Genomic DNA, 18,560 nt, shown 5'->3' with positions numbered 1-18,560 from the left:
TTTTGATAATCTCATGATATTTCTCTCAGATCCCCCGCTTCTTGAAGAAGTGGGGGATCTCGTTGTTCACCAAGGTAATTTAGTTCCATCCCAGGAAAAAAACTCTCCACTATCACTTGGTTGAAGTCCTTCAATTACCTCTAACAACTGACTCACAGTTTTTTCTACCGAAAATAACTTTCCTGGTGTCACGTTTCCTTGAAATGGACGTGAAAGTCTTGTATCTGTTGTTCCCGGATGTAATGTCACAACTATATTTTTTGGGCAAACTCTACCATATTCAATTGATACATTTCGCATCAACATATTTAAAGCAGCTTTAGAAGCGCGATACCCATACCAACCCCCTATTTTATTGTCACCAATACTACCAACTTTGGCGGAAATACTGGCAAAAATACTTGGTTCTGGATGTTTGAATAAACTAACTAAATGCTTTGCTAAGAGTACCCCACCAATACTATTAATTTGAAAATAACGAGTTAAATTATCTATATTTAGATGCTTCAGGCTTTTTTCTGGCTGCTGTGCGCTGTTATGTAAAAAACCGACGCAGTTTACCACTAAATGTAACTTTTTGACTTGACTTTGAATAGTTTGACAACAATCAGCGATTTGTGTTTCCTGGGTAATATCCATTGCTAAACAAGTTAATTTATCTGGATATTCACTTTCTGTTAGCAGTAACTTTTCTGCCGAATCTAAACTTCGATAAGTTGCATATATTTTCCCAACTCTGGTATCCTGAAGCAGATTTTGAACAAAACCTAAACCGATACCCTGAGTAGCACCGATAATAAAAACATTTGCTGGGTTGATTTGATTAAGAAATTTTTCTGTCATTCAATAGAACTAAATAAAAAGAATTCAAGCTAATTCAAATATATTAGGAGATTTTTATGCAACATTCCGCAGAAACAATTACTAGTACCAAAAATATAAATTTATACTATCAAAGCTGGTATCCAGAAGGTCAAGTTAAGGGAATAGTAGCTATAGTACATGGTCTAGGTGGACATAGCGGAATGTACTTAAATATAGTTAAGCAATTAATACCAAATAATTTTGCTGTATATGGGATTGATTTACGTGGAAATGGTAAATCTTCTGGACAACGTGCGTATATTAATAGTTGGGATGAATACCGCGAAGATGTGGGAGCATTTTTAGAAATCATCAAAAGTCAAAATCCAGGGATTCCCTGTTTTCTTTTTGGTCATAGTATGGGGGGTTTAACTGTTCTAGACTATATTTTACGGTGTCCGGAGGCAGCTAAATCATTAAAAGGTGTAATTGCTTTTACTCCTGCGCTGGGTGAATCTGGAGTTCCACGTACAAGAATTATTTTAGGAAGAATTCTCTCTCAAATTTATCCCCGTTTTTCCCTGAGTGTGGGGATGGATTTAAGTCTTGCTTCTCGCAATCCGGAAGCCATAGCAAGATATACTCAAGATACCCTAAGACATACCCAGGGAACTGCCCGATTATCTACAGAATTTTTTGCTACCCTCACTTGGGTTCAAGCACACGCTAACGATTTACAGATACCATTTTTGATGATGCTTGCAGGTGCTGACAAGGTGACGCTACCTGAAGGTGGACGTGTATTTTTTCAGAAGGTAACTTTGACGGATAAAGAGTTACGGGAATATCCCGAAAGATATCACAATATGCATGACGATTTTGATTGTGAGGAAGTTTTGACTGATTTAACTAATTGGTTGGAGAAGCATTTGTGATTGTCTTAGCTAGGTAATGGGTACTATAAATTTGTAGCTTTGCGCTATAAGTTTAACAAAAAGTAACATTGAGTACCTATAATTATGCTGACTAAAGGTAGATTGACGTTTTTGTTTTTGGTGTTTTTAATATTTCTTGGTTTCGGTGATAGTTTCTTACCTCAACCATTGAGTGGATATAGTTTCCAAACTCGGACATCAATTAATAATTTTGTGATTGGAATGGTACCTGGTTGGAAACCAAAAACTCAACCTTATAAACGTACTGAGGAAGCAATTCAAGAAGCGGAAAAGGGGAAAAAGTAGGAATTAGGGGTGAAGAATTTGGCGTTGCTGAATTACAGTATTAATTTAAAATGTAGAGACGCAATACATTGCGTCTTCCAAGGATTTGTTTCATTACGCAAAATCCTTTTCATATATCAAATCAGCAACGCTAAAGATTTTAGGTATATTCAGCAAAATTTTGAAGAATATAAATATAGAGAGACGCGATATATCGCGTCTCTACAAGGTTTTAGGGATGATGAGAAATATGTTGTAAATGAATTATGCTTTCTTTAACCAGCTAAACATGGCGCGTAAATCTTTGCCCACTTCTTCAATTGGGTGTTCCGATTCTTGACGACGCATTGCGGTAAATCCAGCTTTTCCTGATTGGTTTTCTAAGACAAATTCACGGGCAAATTGTCCAGATTGAATTTCTGAAAGAATCTTCTTCATTTCAGCTTTGGTTTGGGAGGTAACTACCCTTGGTCCGCGTGTATAATCACCGTATTCGGCTGTGTTAGAGATACTGTCACGCATTGTTGCCAAACCACCTTCTACAACCAAGTCAACAATTAGTTTAACTTCGTGTAGACATTCAAAGTAGGCTAATTCCGGTTGATAACCAGCTTCCACAAGGGTTTCAAATCCAGCTTTGATTAAGGCACTTAAACCACCACAAAGAACTGCTTGTTCTCCAAATAAGTCGGTTTCGGTTTCTTCACGGAAGGTTGTTTCCAGGATTCCCGCACGGGTTCCACCTATTCCTTTAGCGTATGCCATTGCGCGATCGCGTGCTTGTCCGGTGGCATCTTGATAGACTGCAAATAATGCTGGAACTCCTTGCCCCTGTTCGTATGTACGTCTTACCAGGTGTCCGGGTCCTTTTGGTGCTATCATCACCACATCAACATCGGCAGGTGGTACTACTTGCCCAAAGTGAATATTAAAACCATGGGCGAAGGCTAAAATATTTCCAGCTTTGAGGTTGGGTTCAATTTCTTCTTTATAAATTGTTCTTTGCACTTCATCCGGCAACAGAATCATAATCATGTCTGCTGCGGCTGAGGCATCTGCGACATTTTTTACTGTTAATCCTGCTGCTTCAGCTTTTGCTGCTGATTTACTACCTGGGTATAGTCCCACAATCACATTCACGCCACTATCTTTTAAGTTTAGGGCATGGGCATGACCTTGGGAGCCATAGCCAATAATGGCAATAGTTTTTCCAGCTAAAAGGTCTAAATTTGCGTCCGTGTCATAATACATCCGAGCCATAGGTAGCGTCTCCAGTCAGCAAGCACCGTTTTATTGCAGACTTATGATTTTACCGCAAAACATGACCAAACTATTCGCAATTATTAATTTGGTATTTGGAGAGGGGGAGATAACTGCAAATCTAGCGATGTGACTATAGTGCAATCAGAAATTTTGGGTTTGAGTTGACAGGTATCAGTAACTTCGAGAACATAAAATATCTTGTGGTTTGGGCATCTTGCCTGAAAAGAGAGTCCACATGAAAAAAATTTCACGATAATTGACGACGAAATTCATGCTGATAGAACAGAAGTGCGATCGCACGCTGCATTACATACTTATTTTAAACCTCGTCTATTTTGATAAACTTTGGTACCGATGTGCTGTTATATCTTAGGCGAACTCAGCATCCCAATTAATAGCAGCCACCAAGGAACTTTAATGTCTGGTATTAACTGCGAATACTTTCTCAGCCCAGAAAATGCCATTGGCATTACGAAACGTAAAGAACGCAACGACACAGGGCAGATCCCATTTTCATCGAGAATACTATATTGTTGTGCCAATTCTGCAACAATTTGCACCCTTCCGGTACGGTAAATGATGTTTTCTTCTGCTGCAAGTCTAGCAATTACTCTCCCTGTCAATAAAGGTGTTTCCCAGTTGTATCGCTCTGTAAAAGTTGCATTTTTAGGATCGGCTAAATTTTCTTGCTCCATCTGTGCAGCCATATTGGTAATGTGTTCCGTACCCACAATACCGGGGTAGAGGCAAACAGATGTGACATTATGGGGTTTGAGTTCCAACGCCATTTCAGCCGCCAAGCGATCACACGCTGACTTCCCAGCCCCATATGCGGCACCAAAAATATGGGATAATCCACCCCAAGAGGAAATCGTACAAATTAATCCTTGCTTGCGTTTTGTCATCATTCGTGCGGCAAAAATACTCGCTACATAATGACTACGAAGTCCAACATTATTACAAGCATCCCAAAGACTTGGTTCACAATCCCAAAAAGGTTTATTATTCGTATTTGTTAACGCTAAAACTCCCCCATAAACATTATTTACCAGTAAATCAAGTTGTCCCTGTTGTTCATCCTCAATCTGTTGAAAAAGTAACCTCACCTGTTCATCATTACTGTGGTCTACTTGAACAGGAATACACACACCACCAGCATTTTCAACCGCTAATTTTGTTTCCGCAAGGCTACCAGATACCTCATTACTGGCATTATAAACAACACTTCGCCCTGTAATATATACGGTTGCACCAGATTCCCCAAGTCCAATGGCAATACCCTTACCAATTCCCCTTGTTGCACCTGTCACCAAAACCACTTTACCTTCAAGATATTTCATAATTAACCTCATCCATATTGAAAACTGGAGCTTTGAAAAGATCTATTATCTAGGCTGAATGTTCGCGTCATCCTACCTGTAGGGTATGTGACACTTAGATCAATCATGCAGTATAAAATTGGGGTTTATAGTATCACGCACCAACGAGTGATTGTGAAAATCATGATGCTATTGAAACGTAAGCTCTGTTAATATAAAAATCATTACTGTGAACTGTTGAATTAATCGTGATATTTTTATTCTAGTGTTTTTATGACAAAGAAGAACCCAGATACTCATCAAAGTAAAAAGCTCAAACAAAGACATAAGTTTTTTCTCAATCCCTACCAAGATTGTGCATTCACCAAATGTCCAAAATGCGAAACAAAAACAAAAATACGAAAATTTCCTTTGGTAATTAAGATTGAGCCAAAGCAACTATTTTTACTAAATAAACAATGTAAATATTGTCCAATCTGTGACCTAATTATTGCCAAAAAACAAGAAATAGAACCATTGATTACTTTTGAATTTAGTAAATCAAATCCGAAAATTGTTGACAATCAATATTTGGTGATGGGAACACTAGATAGAAAAGATTGGAAAGATGGCAATAACAAATCCCTTTCTTCTGCGGAAATCATTGAGCGTATATATCTTTTTAAAGATGTTTGGAATTTTAAAGTAATTCCCGCTGGGTGGTATGATAATGATGAGAAATAGACCAGAGGAAGGAAAATAAACCATGAATAATCGAACTATTTTGAAGAAGCAATTGCAAGCATTACTTGGTAAAATTCAAACATCAAATGATGGTTCTCCCATTACTAATTTACAGATAAATCAAGCCTTGGCGCAAGAAGTCGAGAAATTAACAGAGGAATTAGAAGGTGCAAACCCAAACCTCTATCCCTTACTTTATGCTCCTTCACTACTTCAAGGAAATTGGCTATTAAAATACTCTACTGCTAGAGAAATTCGTTCTTTAGCATCTCTTCCACTAGGATTAAAAGTAGGTAAAATTTACCAAGCAATTGATCTTGCAAACAAATCTTTTTTTAATCTAGCTTTTGTTAAACATCCCCTAAGAATAATATCGGGATATGTGAAAGTGACAGCAAATTTTGAGATAGCTAAAGAAGATTCACAACCTTTGCCAGACAAACGAATCAACGTTTATTTTGACAAACGTTATTTATCCATTGAAAAAATTATTGGTATTGACACACCTCAACTTAATCCTTTTAAAGTTGTCAAGGCAAATAATCCTCAAGGTAGAATTCCCACACTAGATATTACTTACTTAGATGAAGATTTGAGAATTGGGCGTGGGGGAGATGGAAGTTTATTTATTCTTACTAAATCTGATGATTTAATCAACTTATTTTAATTCCTGTTCTATCACAATTTTAGATAAGTAAATTACAGCTAATGATTATTGGACTGAATAACCGCCGAACTTTTCTAAATATTCTAAAATCGAAGTTCCAAATTCATCATGGGAAATATTCCCCTGCACTAATAGCTTTACAACATTGTCATAGCCTCGTAGATGTGCAGCCGCAAGTAATCCAGAACGGGTAACTATAATGGTTTTTATTTTACCTCTTTCCCTGAATTTGATTGACTTTCCTAAATAATCATTAATTGATTTTCTTTGCTTTTTAAGTGAAGAATTGATGTCTTCCCAATATACAGAGAAAGCTTCACGGATTGCGATTTCCTGAACCTTTGGAGAATTGAGCAATTTCGCTTTACTATCAATCCCCTGTTTATTTGTCCAGGTACCACGCCAATAATTTTTATCTGTCCCATTTCTATAAAATTTACTTGCTTGATAATATCCCAATCTAATTAATATAACTTCCGCAAATTGGTATTTGCCAAGGAAACCTAATTGAGGATTTTCAAATGTATATTGCTGAGGATCTCCTGCTTTCTTTCCAGTTTCCCTTTCTCCAAGTGCATCTAGCATTTCTTGAAGATTGCCCTTGGTTTTACCTTTACTGATATTAACTTGGGATAGAGAATAATTTGAATAATGAGAAATTTCCTGAATATTTGTAGGGGACACTAAATTTGTAGAATTCGGAATTATAAATAATTCGGATAAAAGAATTAATATGGGATACATATTTGTAAAATCAGAAGGTTTAGCTTGGTTTTAGATTAAAAATCTAGAAGTAATCAAAATTGTAAGTTGGGTTGATTTTTCAGATCTGTTTTACCCAATAATAGGGGATTGAGTGGATCTGCGATCGCGCTAATTATAAAACTCACTAGCAGCAAGTATAAAATATAGTTATACAGATTGGACTGAGCGCCATTCTACTTCGCTTAGAAGTTATAGTCGAAGCCCAACATTAATGAGATGATAATGTTGAGTTGCGCTATCGCTGCAACATCACATCCTACCAAAACTATATCTAATCCATATCTAATTCATATAAAAATCACCTATGAATAAGGCTTCTGGACTTTCGGTAACTAAACCCGCTTCGGTATGGAATAAGGCAAAGTCAATCAAAGCAGACTTTAGAGAACTGTTTAAATCACTGGGTAAAGCTGGTATAGATGGCTTTCTTGGCAAGTGGGAAGAGGTTGCCAAAGATATTGTTGAAGCTTCCGCATCGCTGGGTTTGGCAGAAGCACCAGAAGAAATTGCTTGGGTATTAATTTATCGTGCATTAATCCAGGCGATGATAGATTTACTGGCAGGAAACCAGGAGTTACTAATAAATCCTGCTATATTCGAGGATTTAGAGGTTATTTGTAATTATCGTCTCGATCTTTCCTTAGAACAAACAGATGTCAAAATTGACCAGCAATTTTTTCAAAATCCCAAGAAATTAGCAATATTAGAATCAATAAAAATACCATTTAGCCAGCTTTTAGAAAGCTTGGGTGTATCGAAAGCAGAGTCAGCAACAATCAGTCATCGCTTACCAACATATTTTGTCTACGCATTGCACCAAGAATGGGCAAAACATCCAGAAAAATATGCTTGTTTAAAAGAGGAAGTCGATACACCTTTTACCCAAGCCAATCAACGGGAACAAGCATGGCAAATTTACTTTGCATGGCTACAAAAACAAGTTGAGGAACCAATGTTTTTAGAAGCATTTGGTTTGAAGCAGGTTTTTGTACCGTTAAATGCCTATTATTTGCGGAAACTTGAGGGAAAACAAGATGATGATTTTGAATTTAGGGGAAGGGGAGAAAAACGAGAAGAACGGGTTGTCTTAGATTTAGAAACTGAATTAGAAATTTGGTTAAAGCAAGCACAAAAAACTGATGCTATTCGCGTGATTAGTGGTGGTCCCGGTAGCGGAAAATCATCCTTTGCTAAGATATTTGCAGCGAAACAAGCAGAAAAGGGAGAAATTCCTGTTTTATTTGTTCCTCTCCATCATTTCGATCCTTCAGATAATTTAGTAGATGCAGTAGGAAAATTTGTCCGCATTGATCCAGATGGAATTTTACCACCCAATCCTTTAGCTGAAGAAAATATAGAATCCCGGCTATTAATTATTTTTGATGGCTTAGATGAACTAGCGATGCACGGCAAAGTTGGTACAGAAGTTGCTCAAAACTTTGTCCGAGAAGTTCAAAGACGAGTAGATAGATTTAATCAGCAAAAAACTAGATTAATGGTGATAATTAGTGGTCGGGAATTAGTCGTACAAGCTAATAGTACGGACTTTCGTCAACCCAAGCAAATATTACATATTCTGCCCTATTTTGTGAGTAAAGAAGAGAGAAAAAATTATGTTGATGATGCGAAATTATCAGAACAAGATAAACGTCAAATTTGGTGGCAGCTTTACGGGAAAACCAAAGGTTTTGATTATGCTGGTTTGCCTGATGAATTAAACAAAAATAATATTACAGAAATTACTTCTCAACCCTTATTAAATTACTTGGTGGCATTGAGTCGTGGCAAGGGTGAAGTTGAGTTTACTGAGGATAGTAATCTCAATGTTATTTATAATAAGTTGCTCAAAGCAGTTTATGAACGTGCTTGGGATTGCTCTAAACACAGTTCTCTTCAGGGAATTACAGAAGAGCAATTTGTCAGGTTTCTGGAAGCAATAGCATTAGCTTCATGGCATGGAGATGGACGCACAACGACAGTTAAAGAAATAGAATCCCATTGTGAAAATAGTGGTTTAAAAAATCTCTTGGATATCTTTCAAGAAGGTGCAAAAGCTGGGGTAACTCGCCTCTTGACTGCTTTTTATTTTCGCCAAAGTGGTGAAAAACAGGATGAGAACACATTTGAATTCACTCACAAAAGTTTTGGTGAATATCTAACAGCTAAACGGATTGTGCGGGAAGTAAGACTCATTCAGGAGGAACTAGAAGCCCGGAAAAAGAACTTTGATAAACGATCGAATGAACAAGAAGCACTCAAACGTTGGGCGATTTTGTGTGGTGCATCGCCAATGGATGAGTATATTTTTAATTTTGTTTTTGGCGAAATGCGTTTGCAAGCTCAAACTGATGTGGAGAAATGGCAGCAGACACTATGCCATCTAATTGGTTTTATGCTGCGTCATGGAATGCCGATGGAAAAATTAGACCCCAGACCAAGTTTTCAGGAGGAAAATCGGCAAGCAAGAAATGCTGAGGAAGCATTACTAGTTGTGTTGAATGCCTGTGCGAGGGTGACAGAGAAATTATCAGAAATAAAGTGGGATTCCCCTGAAGCTTTTGGTAGTTGGATTTCTCGCTTATCTGGACAGCGAGTAGGTAGAGATATTTTTTGTTTAAATTATTTGAGCTTTTTAGATTTGCAAAATTGTAATCTCATATACAAAGATCTTTGCAGGGCAAATTTTGAACGAGCAAACCTTGTAGGGGCAAACCTTTTACGGGCAAACCTTGGATTGGCAAACCTTGTAGGTGCAGACCTTTTACGGGCAAACCTTGGATTGGCAAACCTTTACGGTGCAAACCTTGAACGAGCAAACCTTGTAGGGGCAGACCTTGGAGGGGCAAACCTTGAACGGGCAAACCTTGTAGGTGCAGACCTTGAAGGGGCAAACCTTGGATGGGCAAACTTAAAAGGGGCAAACCTTGTAGGGGCAAACCTTGTAGGGGCACGCCTTTCACATGTAAACCTTCCACAGGTAAACCTTCCACAGGTAAACCTTCAACAGGTAAATCTTGAATGGGCAAGCCTTGAAGGGGCAAACCTTGAAGGGGCAAACCTTGAAGGGGCAAACCTTGAAGGGGCAAACCTTGAAGGGGCAAACCTTAAAGGGGCAAACCTTGAACGGGCCAACCTTGAATGGGCAAGCCTTGAATGGGCAAGCCTTGTAGGGGCAAACCTCGAACAGGCAAGCCTTACAGAGGCAAACCTTGAACGGGCAAACCTTAAAGGGGCGAAAAATCTTGATACAGACAATCTGAAAGGAACAATTCTGGAAGGCAAAGATTTATCAAGCTTGATTCAAGATTCAGATTCTAATGTCGGTAATTAATAAATATTAGGTAGGGTTTGCTGTTCGCGTAGCGCAGCGTTAGCTGTAAAAGTCTTCTAGTGATGGTAGGGAACAGGGAACAGTTTTACCCTTATTTTTTCCGTTTTTTATACTTCAATAAATCTGAATGCAAGTTTTTTAAACCTCAAAACCTTATTTCCTCGCACTGTCCCCGGAGAAAAATCCCAAAAGTGTTGATAAACCTCATCTATTTTGAGAACTGTAGTTTGTAACCCCAGATTGTGAGATTGCTTCCTTACGTCGCAATGACAAAACTCCACTTTTCATGATGGACGAGGTTTAAATAAACGTTTTATAGTTATTCAGCAAGCCCTAGGTAGGGTGTGTTACGGCTACGCAAGGATTTGAGGATTTGAGTAATTGAAAGCTTGCCGTAACGCACCAATCAATTGGTGCGTTACGACGTATTGCGATTGTCTTTAAACATGATGCATGTTAGTACGTCTAACGCACCCTACAATTTAGGATCTCTATAAACCCAAAATACTCAAGCGGTGCTGCTTTCGTCTAAACTATCCGTCTTAATACCCTGCCCTAACTTTGGTTCAGTGCCTTCAATTATTCGCTGAATATTGGCTCTGTGGCGGAAAATTACATACAAACCACCAACAACAGCAAACAATATATATGGTGTTGGTTGATGCAAGATTGTCATGGATATGGAAACACTTATAGCACCACAAATTGAACTTAGGGAAACTATCCGCGAGATAGCGACAACAATAATAAATACACCAAGGGTAGCTAAACCAATTTGCCAATTCATGGCTAACAATATTCCCAAACTGGTAGCTACAGATTTACCTCCAGTAAAGCCGAGAAAAATCGATTTGCTATGTCCCAAAATGGCAAATATTCCGGCTAATATCACCATCCAAGATTGCCATTCTTCTACATTTACTGATGCAGGAATAATTTGGTGATTCCCAGCAAATTCAAATAACCAGTAAATCAGAAATATTGCAGCTACTCCTTTCAAGCTATCAACAAATAGAACAAATGCGCCAGGACCTTTACCTAAAGTTCTTAACACATTTGTGGCTCCAGTAGAACCGGAACCGATTTCCCGAATGTCAATTCCTTTCAACATTTTGACTGCTGTATAACCTGTAGGAATTGAGCCTAGTAAGTAGGCTATAAGTAGGCTGAAAGTACAAGCAGTTAACCAAGTTGCCATAATATTTCTGAAGAATACAGTTATCAGTTACCAGTTACCAGTTATCAGTTACCAGTTATCATTTGGGAAACCTCGTTTCCCATATCTAAAAGCTATGAGTTGGAGTCGAGCTTCACTGAGCTTTGTTGTGTCTCTTGCCGTGATAACTGTTAACTGTTAACTGATTTAAAAGTCATCATCATTGCTTCGCATCATCCGAGGATCGGGTGCAAATGCTAACCAAAGGGGAAATTGCAGTAAAGCTAAACTTATTTGGTCTTCGGAATCATCAATAATAATTAAAGGCATCATATTTGCCTTTACCAAACGTTCGGCTCTCTGTACAACTGCCTCCGCTGTCTCAAATATTACTACTCCCCCATCGCGCCCAAAGTCTGGACGACCGATTCCCAGGCAATCTTGTAAACCGCGTCGCCATTCACCTAGGCGTTCGGGAGTGCTGGTAAGGACTATAACTCGCACGCGATCGCTATATAGTTTGTGCAGGATCGAAATTGCGGCGGAAGCAACTAAAATGTTCTGTAAGCGGCTACCCATTGTCCGCAATGCACCCCTTCCACCTTGGTTAAAAAACCAGTTGGAAACCCGTTCTGCATGGACAGGTTCAAAGGTTCGTCGCAGTTGCCACGGAGGACCATAGTAATCGGGTTTGGTTCGATATTGCTCGATTAAACGGCGAATTTGCTTACCTGTTTCTTGAAATTGCTGTTGGGCAAACTGAGGTGTGCCAGATTGAGTTTCTGGAGTTCTACTCACTTCCCGTACTGGTATTCTTTCGGGAGTTCTTTCGGGTTCTTCGCGGATTTTAGGTGCTAATTGCAACTGCTCTGCGGCAACTGCTAAATCCTGTAAACTACCAGTTAGATAGTCTTTAAAGCCTTGAACTCTGACGGCTAAATCTTGAGATGTACCAGCAAAGGTGGTTCGCATTTCGTTGCGAATGCGTTCCTGACGACGTTCCAACTGTTCTACAGATAATTGTAATGCCTGCTTGCGTTGTTCTAGTTGCGAGAGGGATTCCTGAATTAATGTCCCCATTGCTATTTGGGTTGTATTTATTTGCTGCTGTAAAGCTTTGGATGATGCTTGTAATTCGGCAATTTCTTTTTTTAATTCAGCTTCAGTTTGTTGTAGTTCCAAGAGTTGATTTTCTGGTTCTGTACTTGTTTGTTGGACTGGAACTACAGCCATTTCTGGGGGGGTATTTTCGACTACTTCAATATTTGGGTTTTCATTTGGGTTTTCTGAGTCGGTTTCACCTTCTGTTGTTAACTCAATGTTATGATCTGGGGTTTGAGATTCGTCTCCGTTCATAAATAAAATATTGCAACTTACATATAGAGCATTTAAAGAAGGGATTTTCAATAAAAGAATACCTTCAATTGATCGCAAGGCAGAAAGTTGCGTTGGGTTACGCTTTGTTGTACCCAACGTACAACTGGGACTCACCATCAGATGGAAAATTCAAAATCATTGCCCTATTTCCGAGGACAACGTTCTTCCAAACAGGTTTTTAAGGTTTTGGGGTCAAATATAATTGGCAGAAAATGAATACTTTTAACCTCTTTAAAATAAAACAGAATGGGAACTGGATTCCAGAATATCCGCCAATTTTCCCATTCTTGGTAGGGAAAACTACGAATTAATGTATCTTTGCGGTAGACATCTAAAGCGGTGGGAGTAAAAATCAAACGGATATTTACAGTTTGGAACATTAAGAATAAACCGAAAAGCGCGATCGCACTCCCAATCCAAGGCTGAAAAAATATTAAGGGAATTCCCGCAATTACCAAAACCAAAGGAATATTGTAGCTTGGCTTTAGCTCAACGGTTGTCACCGATAATGGAGGCATCGAAGTTGTCACAATTTCAAACCCTGCTTTTTAAACCACATCTTACATATATTTTACGGGCAATAGGCGATCGCCATATATTCGTTTTATCATTGCTGTAATGCGCTACCTGTACCCTGGAACATAAGTGCCGAAAGAAAAAAGTTAAAGATAAAGATCATTAGTAAAGATGTAACTACTGCTGTGGTGGTGGATTGCCCGACACCTTTTGCCCCTCCTGTGGTGGTTAATCCCCAGTTGCAGCCGATAATGGCAATTAAAGCACCAAAACAACAGGCTTTAATCATGGCATTAGCTATATCTCCAATATCTAAAAGACTACGGGCTGAATCAAGAAAAACAGAATCGGAAAGATTATAAACGGTTCCGGCAATAATTAATCCTCCTAAAATTCCCGTGACGAGGGAAAATAGAGTCAAAATTGGTAGCATCAGTATGCAAGCCACCACGCGGGGAATTACTAAGTAATCAATGGGATCGGTTTTTAACATCACCAACGCATCAATTTGTTCTGTAACCCGCATGGTACCGATTTCGGCGGCAAAAGCCGAACCAACTCGTCCAGCTAAAATGACAGCTGTCAAGACTGGTGATAGTTCTCGCGTTAAAGCAACAGCTAATACTCCCCCAACTAAGTTGGGGGCACCAAAGGCAATAAATTCTCGTGCTACCTGAATTGTAAATACAGCCCCGACGAAAACCGCTGTGACTAAAGCAATCAGTAGCGAGTCAGGACCAACCATTGCCATTTGTTCGATTGTGTTGCGTCTGTGAATTTTGCCTTTAATTAGATGTATAAATACTTGCCCAGCTAAAAATGTTGCAGTCAACAAGCGTTGACCCCATGCGCCTAGGCTAGATTTTGGTGTGGTTTCGCTCAATTTTTGCTAACAACTATGTGTCTGCCGACATCATACTAAATTTAGGGCTAAATTTTGGAGCTAGTTTTGGAGAGATTTTGTAGAAATTAAGTTGATACTTTGGGAATAACTAAGCTATTAAGCGCCTAATTTATATATCTGAATATATATTATATCTAAAGCCGGCAAGACTTCGGCGTGAGCGCTACTTTACCTGCGGTACACTTCGTTCCGACTAGGCTCAGTACAAGTCAGTCCTTACCTCCGGTACACTTCGTTCCGACAGGCTCAGGAACCATCGAAGGCTGCCCGCACCACAAAGGTTGTAATTTTTGAATTTATTGGGATTTAGCTGGGTAGCAGCTTATGACGAGGGTAAAAGTTTTTGCTTTCGTGTTCAAGCTTCCTCTTACCTTCTGCCTTCATTGACTTTTAGCCATGGTGTAATGCCCAACTCAGAGGAGTTTAGTTAACTTAGGTTAAATCAATTCTCAGAAAGTTAAGTTTTTTAAGCAAGTTTGTTACCTTTATTTAAGGGCAACACTAAAGATAAAATGTCTGAATCATAAGCTGGAGAAGTATTTGAGACTTGGTAGCACCAGAAATCAGAAGAAATAGTAAGTATGTATCTATTTTAATTAAGATTTAAGATTTTTGAATTATTCCCTAATTGTCGGGTTTGCCAATTATTGTAGAAAGCGAAGGTTTTAGGTAAACGGCTGTTTTCTACCTTAAATACGGAGCCATTCCTACATGATTATTTTTGCTAATTTTCTGCGATCGCTGCTTTTAACTATCGTTTTCTGTTTTATTGCGCCGATGATTCTGGTGGGGGTAGTATTTGGCAGTTTATTTGCCTTTGCTCACTTCCCTGGCTTGCGTGAATTGAGTCATGCGATCGCTAATCAAATTTTACTCTTTCTTTCCGTCTTTGGAACTGGAGTCCCACTGCGAGGATTAATTGTGATTAGCCTCACCTGTAGCTTTGTTGGTGGTTTGTTTGATACCTATGTACATTACAGGCATATAATTTTGCGTTTGAATTCATAGCAGGATTTAGGCATTGACAAATTAGACAAAAGATGGTTGATGATAAATCAGGAAAAAACTAGCGATAGGGCGGATGAACTTGAAACGATGATTACATTTGTGAATGTTTTTACTGTGCTGCCTGACAAACAACAAACTGCCTTTGAAGCAATTTCTAGAGTTTACAGGGAAGTTGTAAAACAGCAACCTGGATTTATCGAAGCTAAGTTACTTGTGAGTGATGATGGTACAAGGGTTACTGCTGTTGCCATTTGGGATAGTGTTGAAGATCTAGCTGCAATGAGACAAACACAAGGTTTTCAAAATTTGCACGATACAGAATTTTTTAGCAATATTGTTTCTAATGATGCACATACTTACAGCACAGTCCTAGAAGTTCGACTGTAATTAGAGTATTTTTTAACCATGCGTAAATCTTGCATCAAATAGATTCAGCCAGGTTAGCGTTGAAGAGTGCATAGTTTGGTCTTACAGAACCTCTACAGGCAGCCGTCTATAGGCGGTTTAATTTGTTCTACAAGCGCACGTTACTATGCATCCACAGCTTATAGAAGCATGGGGAATTCCGCAAATTCAATTAAACCCATTACTCATTAATCATTCCCTGTTCCCTATGATGATCTATATTTGAATTGTTATAAGTTTTTTTAATTACTCATGGTTTGGCCCTTTAAGCCCAGGTTAAGTAAACAGATCGCTCGAATTGAAATTACAGGTGCGATTGCAGGTGCAACACGCAAGCGAGTATTAGAAGCGTTAAAAACGGTTGAAGAGAAGAAATTTCCCGCTTTACTCCTACGTATCGATAGTCCTGGTGGAACAGTCGGAGATTCCCAAGAAATTTATAGTGCTTTGAAGCGCTTAGGAGAAAAGGTCAAAATTATTGCTAGCTTTGGCAATATTTCGGCTTCTGGGGGTGTCTATATTGGTGTGGGTGCCCATCACATTATGGCAAACCCTGGAACCATTACTGGCAGTATCGGCGTAATTCTCCGTGGCAATAATTTGGAAAGACTATTAGAAAAAGTTGGTGTTTCCTTTAAAGTCATCAAATCCGGTCCCTACAAGGATATTTTGTCTTTCGATAGAGAATTAACTCAACCAGAACAAATAATTCTCCAAGACTTAATTGACTCTAGCTACAGTCAATTTGTGGGTACAGTTGCCGAAGGTCGAAATTTATCGGAGGAAACAGTTCGCAGTTTCGCCGATGGGAGGATTTTTACTGGTCAACAAGCCGTAGAATTAGGTTTAGTTGATAAATTAGGCTCTGAAGAAGATGCGCGTCGCTGGGCTTGTGAATTGGTCAATTTAGATCCAGAAAAAACTCCCTGTTTTACTCTCGAAGAACGTAAACCTTTGTTAAGTAGAGTTCTTCAAGGTAAACAACAAACAGGAACCATAAAATCTGGAATTGATTGGCTGAACTTTGAACTATCTACTAGTGGTTTACCTTTGTGGATTTATAAAGCTTAGGAACAGGGAACAGGGAACAAAGTTGATAACTGATAGCTGGTAACTGATAACTGGTAACTGATAACTGATTTAAGGAGGGTATTTTCGTGGATGTAGAGTGGCAAATGCGGGCAATTCGGGGTGCGACAACCGTTAGGGAAAATACGGTTGAGGCAATGCGTGAAGCAGTTACAGAACTACTGGATGAGTTGCAAACTCGAAATTGTTTACATCCGAATGAAATTCTCAGCGTCACTTTTTCGGTGACACGGGATTTGGATGCCATTTTCCCCGCTGCGATCGCGCGATCGCGTCCGTTCTGGGATACAGTACCAATGCTGGATGTTCAACAAATGTATGTCCAGGGTAGTTTAGAACGCTGCATTCGCTTTCTCATTCACGCTCAATTACCAACCTCTTTTCCTGTTCAACATATTTATCTGCAAAAAGCTAAAAACCTTCGTCCAGACTGGAGTTTACCACAGTCGTTACATCCATCACAGTCAGCCGTGGAAACCAAGGTTTAGAATACGCATGTATTCCCAGTGAAAATACTTAAGAAAATATGAAATTTTCAGGTAATGGTTCTGGACAATCTCAATCTAATGTAGCTTTTGGAACAATATTCACTGATAGAGGTACAGGTGTGCGTCTCAAGTGCGAGGATTTTTTGAGTATTATCGCCAAAAACCCGGAGCCATTGGTAATTGTCACGGTCGAAGGATTCTTCACAAAAATTTACAAATATGCGACCGCGTACAAAGGGTTTATCTTTTTTACCGAATCTCTTGATCGTTTAGAATTTGCTAGCAATATTGAGTTAATTCAGGCTCAGAGTATTTCGGCGGAGATTTAGATAATTTTGGGAAACGTGATCGCATTTCATCTATTTTCCAGAGAATGCGATCGCGTTTTGAGTTCAATGCTTATGAAAACGAATCCCTAGAAAAATATCATACATAAATCCGAGAAAGTCTTTCTTACTCAATAGCCCCAGGGATTGGGGAGAACCTTTTGCATCCAATGTAGGTTTCATTAAGTAATAAGTTTGTTGATATTTATACCAAGGCACAGAGGGCCAAAGGTGATGAACTAGGTGATAATTTTGACCTAATATCAGGATATTCAAAATTGGACTCGCATAGACACGAGCATTTTTCCAGCGGTTACGCTCTTCAAAAGGGCGATGTGGGAGATAGTCAAAAAACAATCCTAGGGCAATTCCCACCACCAGAGAAGGAACAAACCAAAAATTGAGGACATAACCTAAAAAGCCGTGTTGCGCGGCAAAATAGACAATTAATCCCACAACCAAACGACTGAGAAACCATTCCAATAACTCATATTTTCGCCACAGCTTGCGCTGGAAGAAAAATATTTCATGATAGAAAAAGCGTACAGCAATCATCCATAGTGGACCACCTGTAGAAACAAAATGATCAGGGTCATTTTTGGGGTCATTAACATTACCGTGGTGTTGTAAGTGTACTCGTGTAAATACGGGGTAAGCGAATGCCAGCATGATGGCGCTGGCATGTCCCAACATAGAATTAATAATCTTATTGCTGTGTGCGGCTTGGTGACAAGCATCATGGATGACAGTTCCAGAGATGTGTAGTGCCAAAACATTTAAGCCAAAGCAAACCCAGTGTTGCCATCCCCAAGACCAATAACCGCAAACAGACAGAATGACTAAACCAATCGCGCCTAAGAACATCAGCAGCGTTGGGTTAAAACCCCCCGGAGGCATTAATAATTCCTTTGGTGGGACAGTCAGTAGCTTTGGTGCCTCCGACGTGAGCATTACAAACTCCTTCAAACCATCAAATATTACGAATATACGACACAATCCGACCAATAATAAAGTTTTGTGTAGGCAAGATTAATTTAATATCTTCATATAACCGATAGAAAATTGGACTATAGGTTATGAATAAGAGGGATTACAGCCTGCCATTTCCAGGAGACTTTACAGGTCTACTGTAGAGAAATTATGCTAAATGCTGAGTGATTAAAACAAGTCGCAAGTAAGTTTCCTCCATACCTAACCTA

Annotated in this window: 19 protein-coding genes; 10 read left to right on the top strand and 9 right to left on the bottom strand. The window is 39.1% G+C overall.

Annotation, left to right across the window (positions count from 1 at the left end):
- Positions 1-66: 66 nt before the first annotated feature.
- Complete coding sequence (locus CAL6303_RS02795; protein ID WP_015196303.1) at positions 67-843, bottom strand: SDR family NAD(P)-dependent oxidoreductase; 777 nt, start codon at positions 841-843, stop codon at positions 67-69.
- A gap of 56 nt (positions 844-899) precedes the next feature.
- Between CAL6303_RS02795 and CAL6303_RS02790 the strand changes: the two genes are divergently transcribed.
- Positions 900-1,739, top strand: coding sequence for an alpha/beta hydrolase (locus CAL6303_RS02790; protein ID WP_015196302.1), 840 nt, complete (start codon positions 900-902; stop codon positions 1,737-1,739).
- A gap of 84 nt (positions 1,740-1,823) precedes the next feature.
- Positions 1,824-2,045 carry a hypothetical protein gene (locus CAL6303_RS02785; RefSeq protein ID WP_015196301.1) on the top strand — a complete coding sequence of 74 codons (222 nt, stop codon included), beginning with the start codon at positions 1,824-1,826 and terminating at the stop codon, positions 2,043-2,045.
- Between the two features lie 243 nt (positions 2,046-2,288).
- Here CAL6303_RS02785 and ilvC read toward each other — a convergent pair whose 3' ends face one another.
- Entirely contained in the window at positions 2,289-3,284 is a 996-nt protein-coding gene (gene ilvC, locus CAL6303_RS02775) for a ketol-acid reductoisomerase (RefSeq protein WP_015196300.1), read from the bottom strand.
- A 365-nt stretch (positions 3,285-3,649) separates the two neighbouring features.
- On the bottom strand, positions 3,650-4,627 hold the full coding sequence (locus tag CAL6303_RS02770; protein ID WP_015196299.1) for an SDR family NAD(P)-dependent oxidoreductase: 978 nt from the start codon (positions 4,625-4,627) through the stop codon (positions 3,650-3,652).
- Between the two features lie 252 nt (positions 4,628-4,879).
- Between CAL6303_RS02770 and CAL6303_RS02765 the strand changes: the two genes are divergently transcribed.
- Entirely contained in the window at positions 4,880-5,329 is a 450-nt protein-coding gene (locus CAL6303_RS02765) for a hypothetical protein (protein ID WP_015196298.1), read from the top strand.
- A gap of 22 nt (positions 5,330-5,351) precedes the next feature.
- Positions 5,352-5,996, top strand: coding sequence for a PAP/fibrillin family protein (locus CAL6303_RS02760; RefSeq protein WP_015196297.1), 645 nt, complete (start codon positions 5,352-5,354; stop codon positions 5,994-5,996).
- Positions 5,997-6,041: 45 nt separating this feature from the next.
- Here the strand turns inward: CAL6303_RS02760 and CAL6303_RS02755 are convergent, their stop codons facing one another.
- The gene (locus tag CAL6303_RS02755; protein ID WP_238993767.1) at positions 6,042-6,680 is read right to left on the bottom strand and encodes a hypothetical protein; all 639 of its coding nucleotides are present in this window, start codon (positions 6,678-6,680) and stop codon (positions 6,042-6,044) included.
- Positions 6,681-7,065: 385 nt separating this feature from the next.
- On the opposite strand from CAL6303_RS02755, the gene CAL6303_RS02750 reads away from it, so the two are divergent.
- Positions 7,066-10,092 (top strand): pentapeptide repeat-containing protein, encoded by a 3,027-nt coding sequence (locus tag CAL6303_RS02750; protein WP_015196295.1) that lies wholly within the window; start codon positions 7,066-7,068, stop codon positions 10,090-10,092.
- Between the two features lie 508 nt (positions 10,093-10,600).
- Here the strand turns inward: CAL6303_RS02750 and plsY are convergent.
- From plsY to CAL6303_RS02730, 4 genes are all read right to left on the bottom strand, one after another.
- The gene (gene plsY / locus CAL6303_RS02745; protein WP_015196294.1) at positions 10,601-11,290 is read right to left on the bottom strand and encodes a glycerol-3-phosphate 1-O-acyltransferase PlsY; all 690 of its coding nucleotides are present in this window, start codon (positions 11,288-11,290) and stop codon (positions 10,601-10,603) included.
- A 165-nt stretch (positions 11,291-11,455) separates the two neighbouring features.
- Positions 11,456-12,604, bottom strand: coding sequence for a DUF3086 domain-containing protein (locus tag CAL6303_RS02740; RefSeq protein WP_041740204.1), 1,149 nt, complete (start codon positions 12,602-12,604; stop codon positions 11,456-11,458).
- 164 nt (positions 12,605-12,768) lie between these two features.
- Positions 12,769-13,143: a DUF3119 family protein gene (locus CAL6303_RS02735; protein WP_015196292.1), complete on the bottom strand. Its 375-nt coding sequence runs from the start codon at positions 13,141-13,143 to the stop codon at positions 12,769-12,771.
- Between the two features lie 89 nt (positions 13,144-13,232).
- Positions 13,233-14,024 (bottom strand): MlaE family lipid ABC transporter permease subunit, encoded by a 792-nt coding sequence (locus CAL6303_RS02730; protein ID WP_015196291.1) that lies wholly within the window; start codon positions 14,022-14,024, stop codon positions 13,233-13,235.
- 732 nt (positions 14,025-14,756) lie between these two features.
- Between CAL6303_RS02730 and CAL6303_RS02725 the strand changes: the two genes are divergently transcribed.
- The 5 genes from CAL6303_RS02725 (at position 14,757) to CAL6303_RS02705 (ending at position 17,364) form a co-directional block, all read left to right on the top strand.
- A complete protein-coding gene (locus CAL6303_RS02725; protein ID WP_015196290.1) occupies positions 14,757-15,053 on the top strand; it encodes a hypothetical protein in 297 nt (98 codons plus the stop codon).
- Positions 15,054-15,092: 39 nt separating this feature from the next.
- Positions 15,093-15,440, top strand: coding sequence for an antibiotic biosynthesis monooxygenase family protein (locus CAL6303_RS02720; protein ID WP_015196289.1), 348 nt, complete (start codon positions 15,093-15,095; stop codon positions 15,438-15,440).
- A 270-nt stretch (positions 15,441-15,710) separates the two neighbouring features.
- Positions 15,711-16,529, top strand: a complete 819-nt coding sequence (gene sppA, locus CAL6303_RS02715) for a signal peptide peptidase SppA (protein WP_015196288.1) — start codon at positions 15,711-15,713, stop codon at positions 16,527-16,529.
- 104 nt (positions 16,530-16,633) lie between these two features.
- A complete protein-coding gene (gene aroH, locus CAL6303_RS02710) occupies positions 16,634-17,035 on the top strand; it encodes a chorismate mutase (protein ID WP_041740198.1) in 402 nt (133 codons plus the stop codon).
- 38 nt (positions 17,036-17,073) lie between these two features.
- Positions 17,074-17,364 (top strand): hypothetical protein, encoded by a 291-nt coding sequence (locus tag CAL6303_RS02705; protein ID WP_015196286.1) that lies wholly within the window; start codon positions 17,074-17,076, stop codon positions 17,362-17,364.
- Positions 17,365-17,427: 63 nt separating this feature from the next.
- Here the strand turns inward: CAL6303_RS02705 and crtR are convergent, their stop codons facing one another.
- Positions 17,428-18,312: a beta-carotene hydroxylase gene (crtR, locus tag CAL6303_RS02700; protein ID WP_015196285.1), complete on the bottom strand. Its 885-nt coding sequence runs from the start codon at positions 18,310-18,312 to the stop codon at positions 17,428-17,430.
- Between the last annotated feature and the right edge of the window lie 248 nt (positions 18,313-18,560).

Origin of the sequence: Calothrix sp. PCC 6303 (genome assembly GCF_000317435.1) — a bacterium.
In the GTDB taxonomy this organism is placed as follows: domain Bacteria; phylum Cyanobacteriota; class Cyanobacteriia; order Cyanobacteriales; family Nostocaceae; genus PCC-6303.
Note: the sequence above shows the minus strand (reverse complement) of the source record. Positions and strands in the feature narration are given on the sequence as shown.

What these genes read in the sequence shown, in the direction of transcription:
- CAL6303_RS02795 (WP_015196303.1), bottom strand. Translation starts at nt 843, where the DNA reads ATGACAGAAAAATTTCTTAATCAAATCAACCCAGCAAATGTTTTTATT.
- CAL6303_RS02790 (WP_015196302.1), top strand. Translation starts at nt 900, where the DNA reads ATGCAACATTCCGCAGAAACAATTACTAGTACCAAAAATATAAATTTA.
- CAL6303_RS02785 (WP_015196301.1), top strand. Translation starts at nt 1,824, where the DNA reads ATGCTGACTAAAGGTAGATTGACGTTTTTGTTTTTGGTGTTTTTAATA.
- ilvC (WP_015196300.1), bottom strand. Translation starts at nt 3,284, where the DNA reads ATGGCTCGGATGTATTATGACACGGACGCAAATTTAGACCTTTTAGCT.
- CAL6303_RS02770 (WP_015196299.1), bottom strand. Translation starts at nt 4,627, where the DNA reads ATGAAATATCTTGAAGGTAAAGTGGTTTTGGTGACAGGTGCAACAAGG.
- CAL6303_RS02765 (WP_015196298.1), top strand. Translation starts at nt 4,880, where the DNA reads ATGACAAAGAAGAACCCAGATACTCATCAAAGTAAAAAGCTCAAACAA.
- CAL6303_RS02760 (WP_015196297.1), top strand. Translation starts at nt 5,352, where the DNA reads ATGAATAATCGAACTATTTTGAAGAAGCAATTGCAAGCATTACTTGGT.
- CAL6303_RS02750 (WP_015196295.1), top strand. Translation starts at nt 7,066, where the DNA reads ATGAATAAGGCTTCTGGACTTTCGGTAACTAAACCCGCTTCGGTATGG.
- plsY (WP_015196294.1), bottom strand. Translation starts at nt 11,290, where the DNA reads ATGGCAACTTGGTTAACTGCTTGTACTTTCAGCCTACTTATAGCCTAC.
- CAL6303_RS02740 (WP_041740204.1), bottom strand. Translation starts at nt 12,604, where the DNA reads ATGAACGGAGACGAATCTCAAACCCCAGATCATAACATTGAGTTAACA.
- CAL6303_RS02735 (WP_015196292.1), bottom strand. Translation starts at nt 13,143, where the DNA reads ATGCCTCCATTATCGGTGACAACCGTTGAGCTAAAGCCAAGCTACAAT.
- CAL6303_RS02725 (WP_015196290.1), top strand. Translation starts at nt 14,757, where the DNA reads ATGATTATTTTTGCTAATTTTCTGCGATCGCTGCTTTTAACTATCGTT.
- CAL6303_RS02720 (WP_015196289.1), top strand. Translation starts at nt 15,093, where the DNA reads ATGATAAATCAGGAAAAAACTAGCGATAGGGCGGATGAACTTGAAACG.
- sppA (WP_015196288.1), top strand. Translation starts at nt 15,711, where the DNA reads ATGGTTTGGCCCTTTAAGCCCAGGTTAAGTAAACAGATCGCTCGAATT.
- aroH (WP_041740198.1), top strand. Translation starts at nt 16,634, where the DNA reads ATGCGGGCAATTCGGGGTGCGACAACCGTTAGGGAAAATACGGTTGAG.
- CAL6303_RS02705 (WP_015196286.1), top strand. Translation starts at nt 17,074, where the DNA reads ATGAAATTTTCAGGTAATGGTTCTGGACAATCTCAATCTAATGTAGCT.
- crtR (WP_015196285.1), bottom strand. Translation starts at nt 18,312, where the DNA reads ATGCTCACGTCGGAGGCACCAAAGCTACTGACTGTCCCACCAAAGGAA.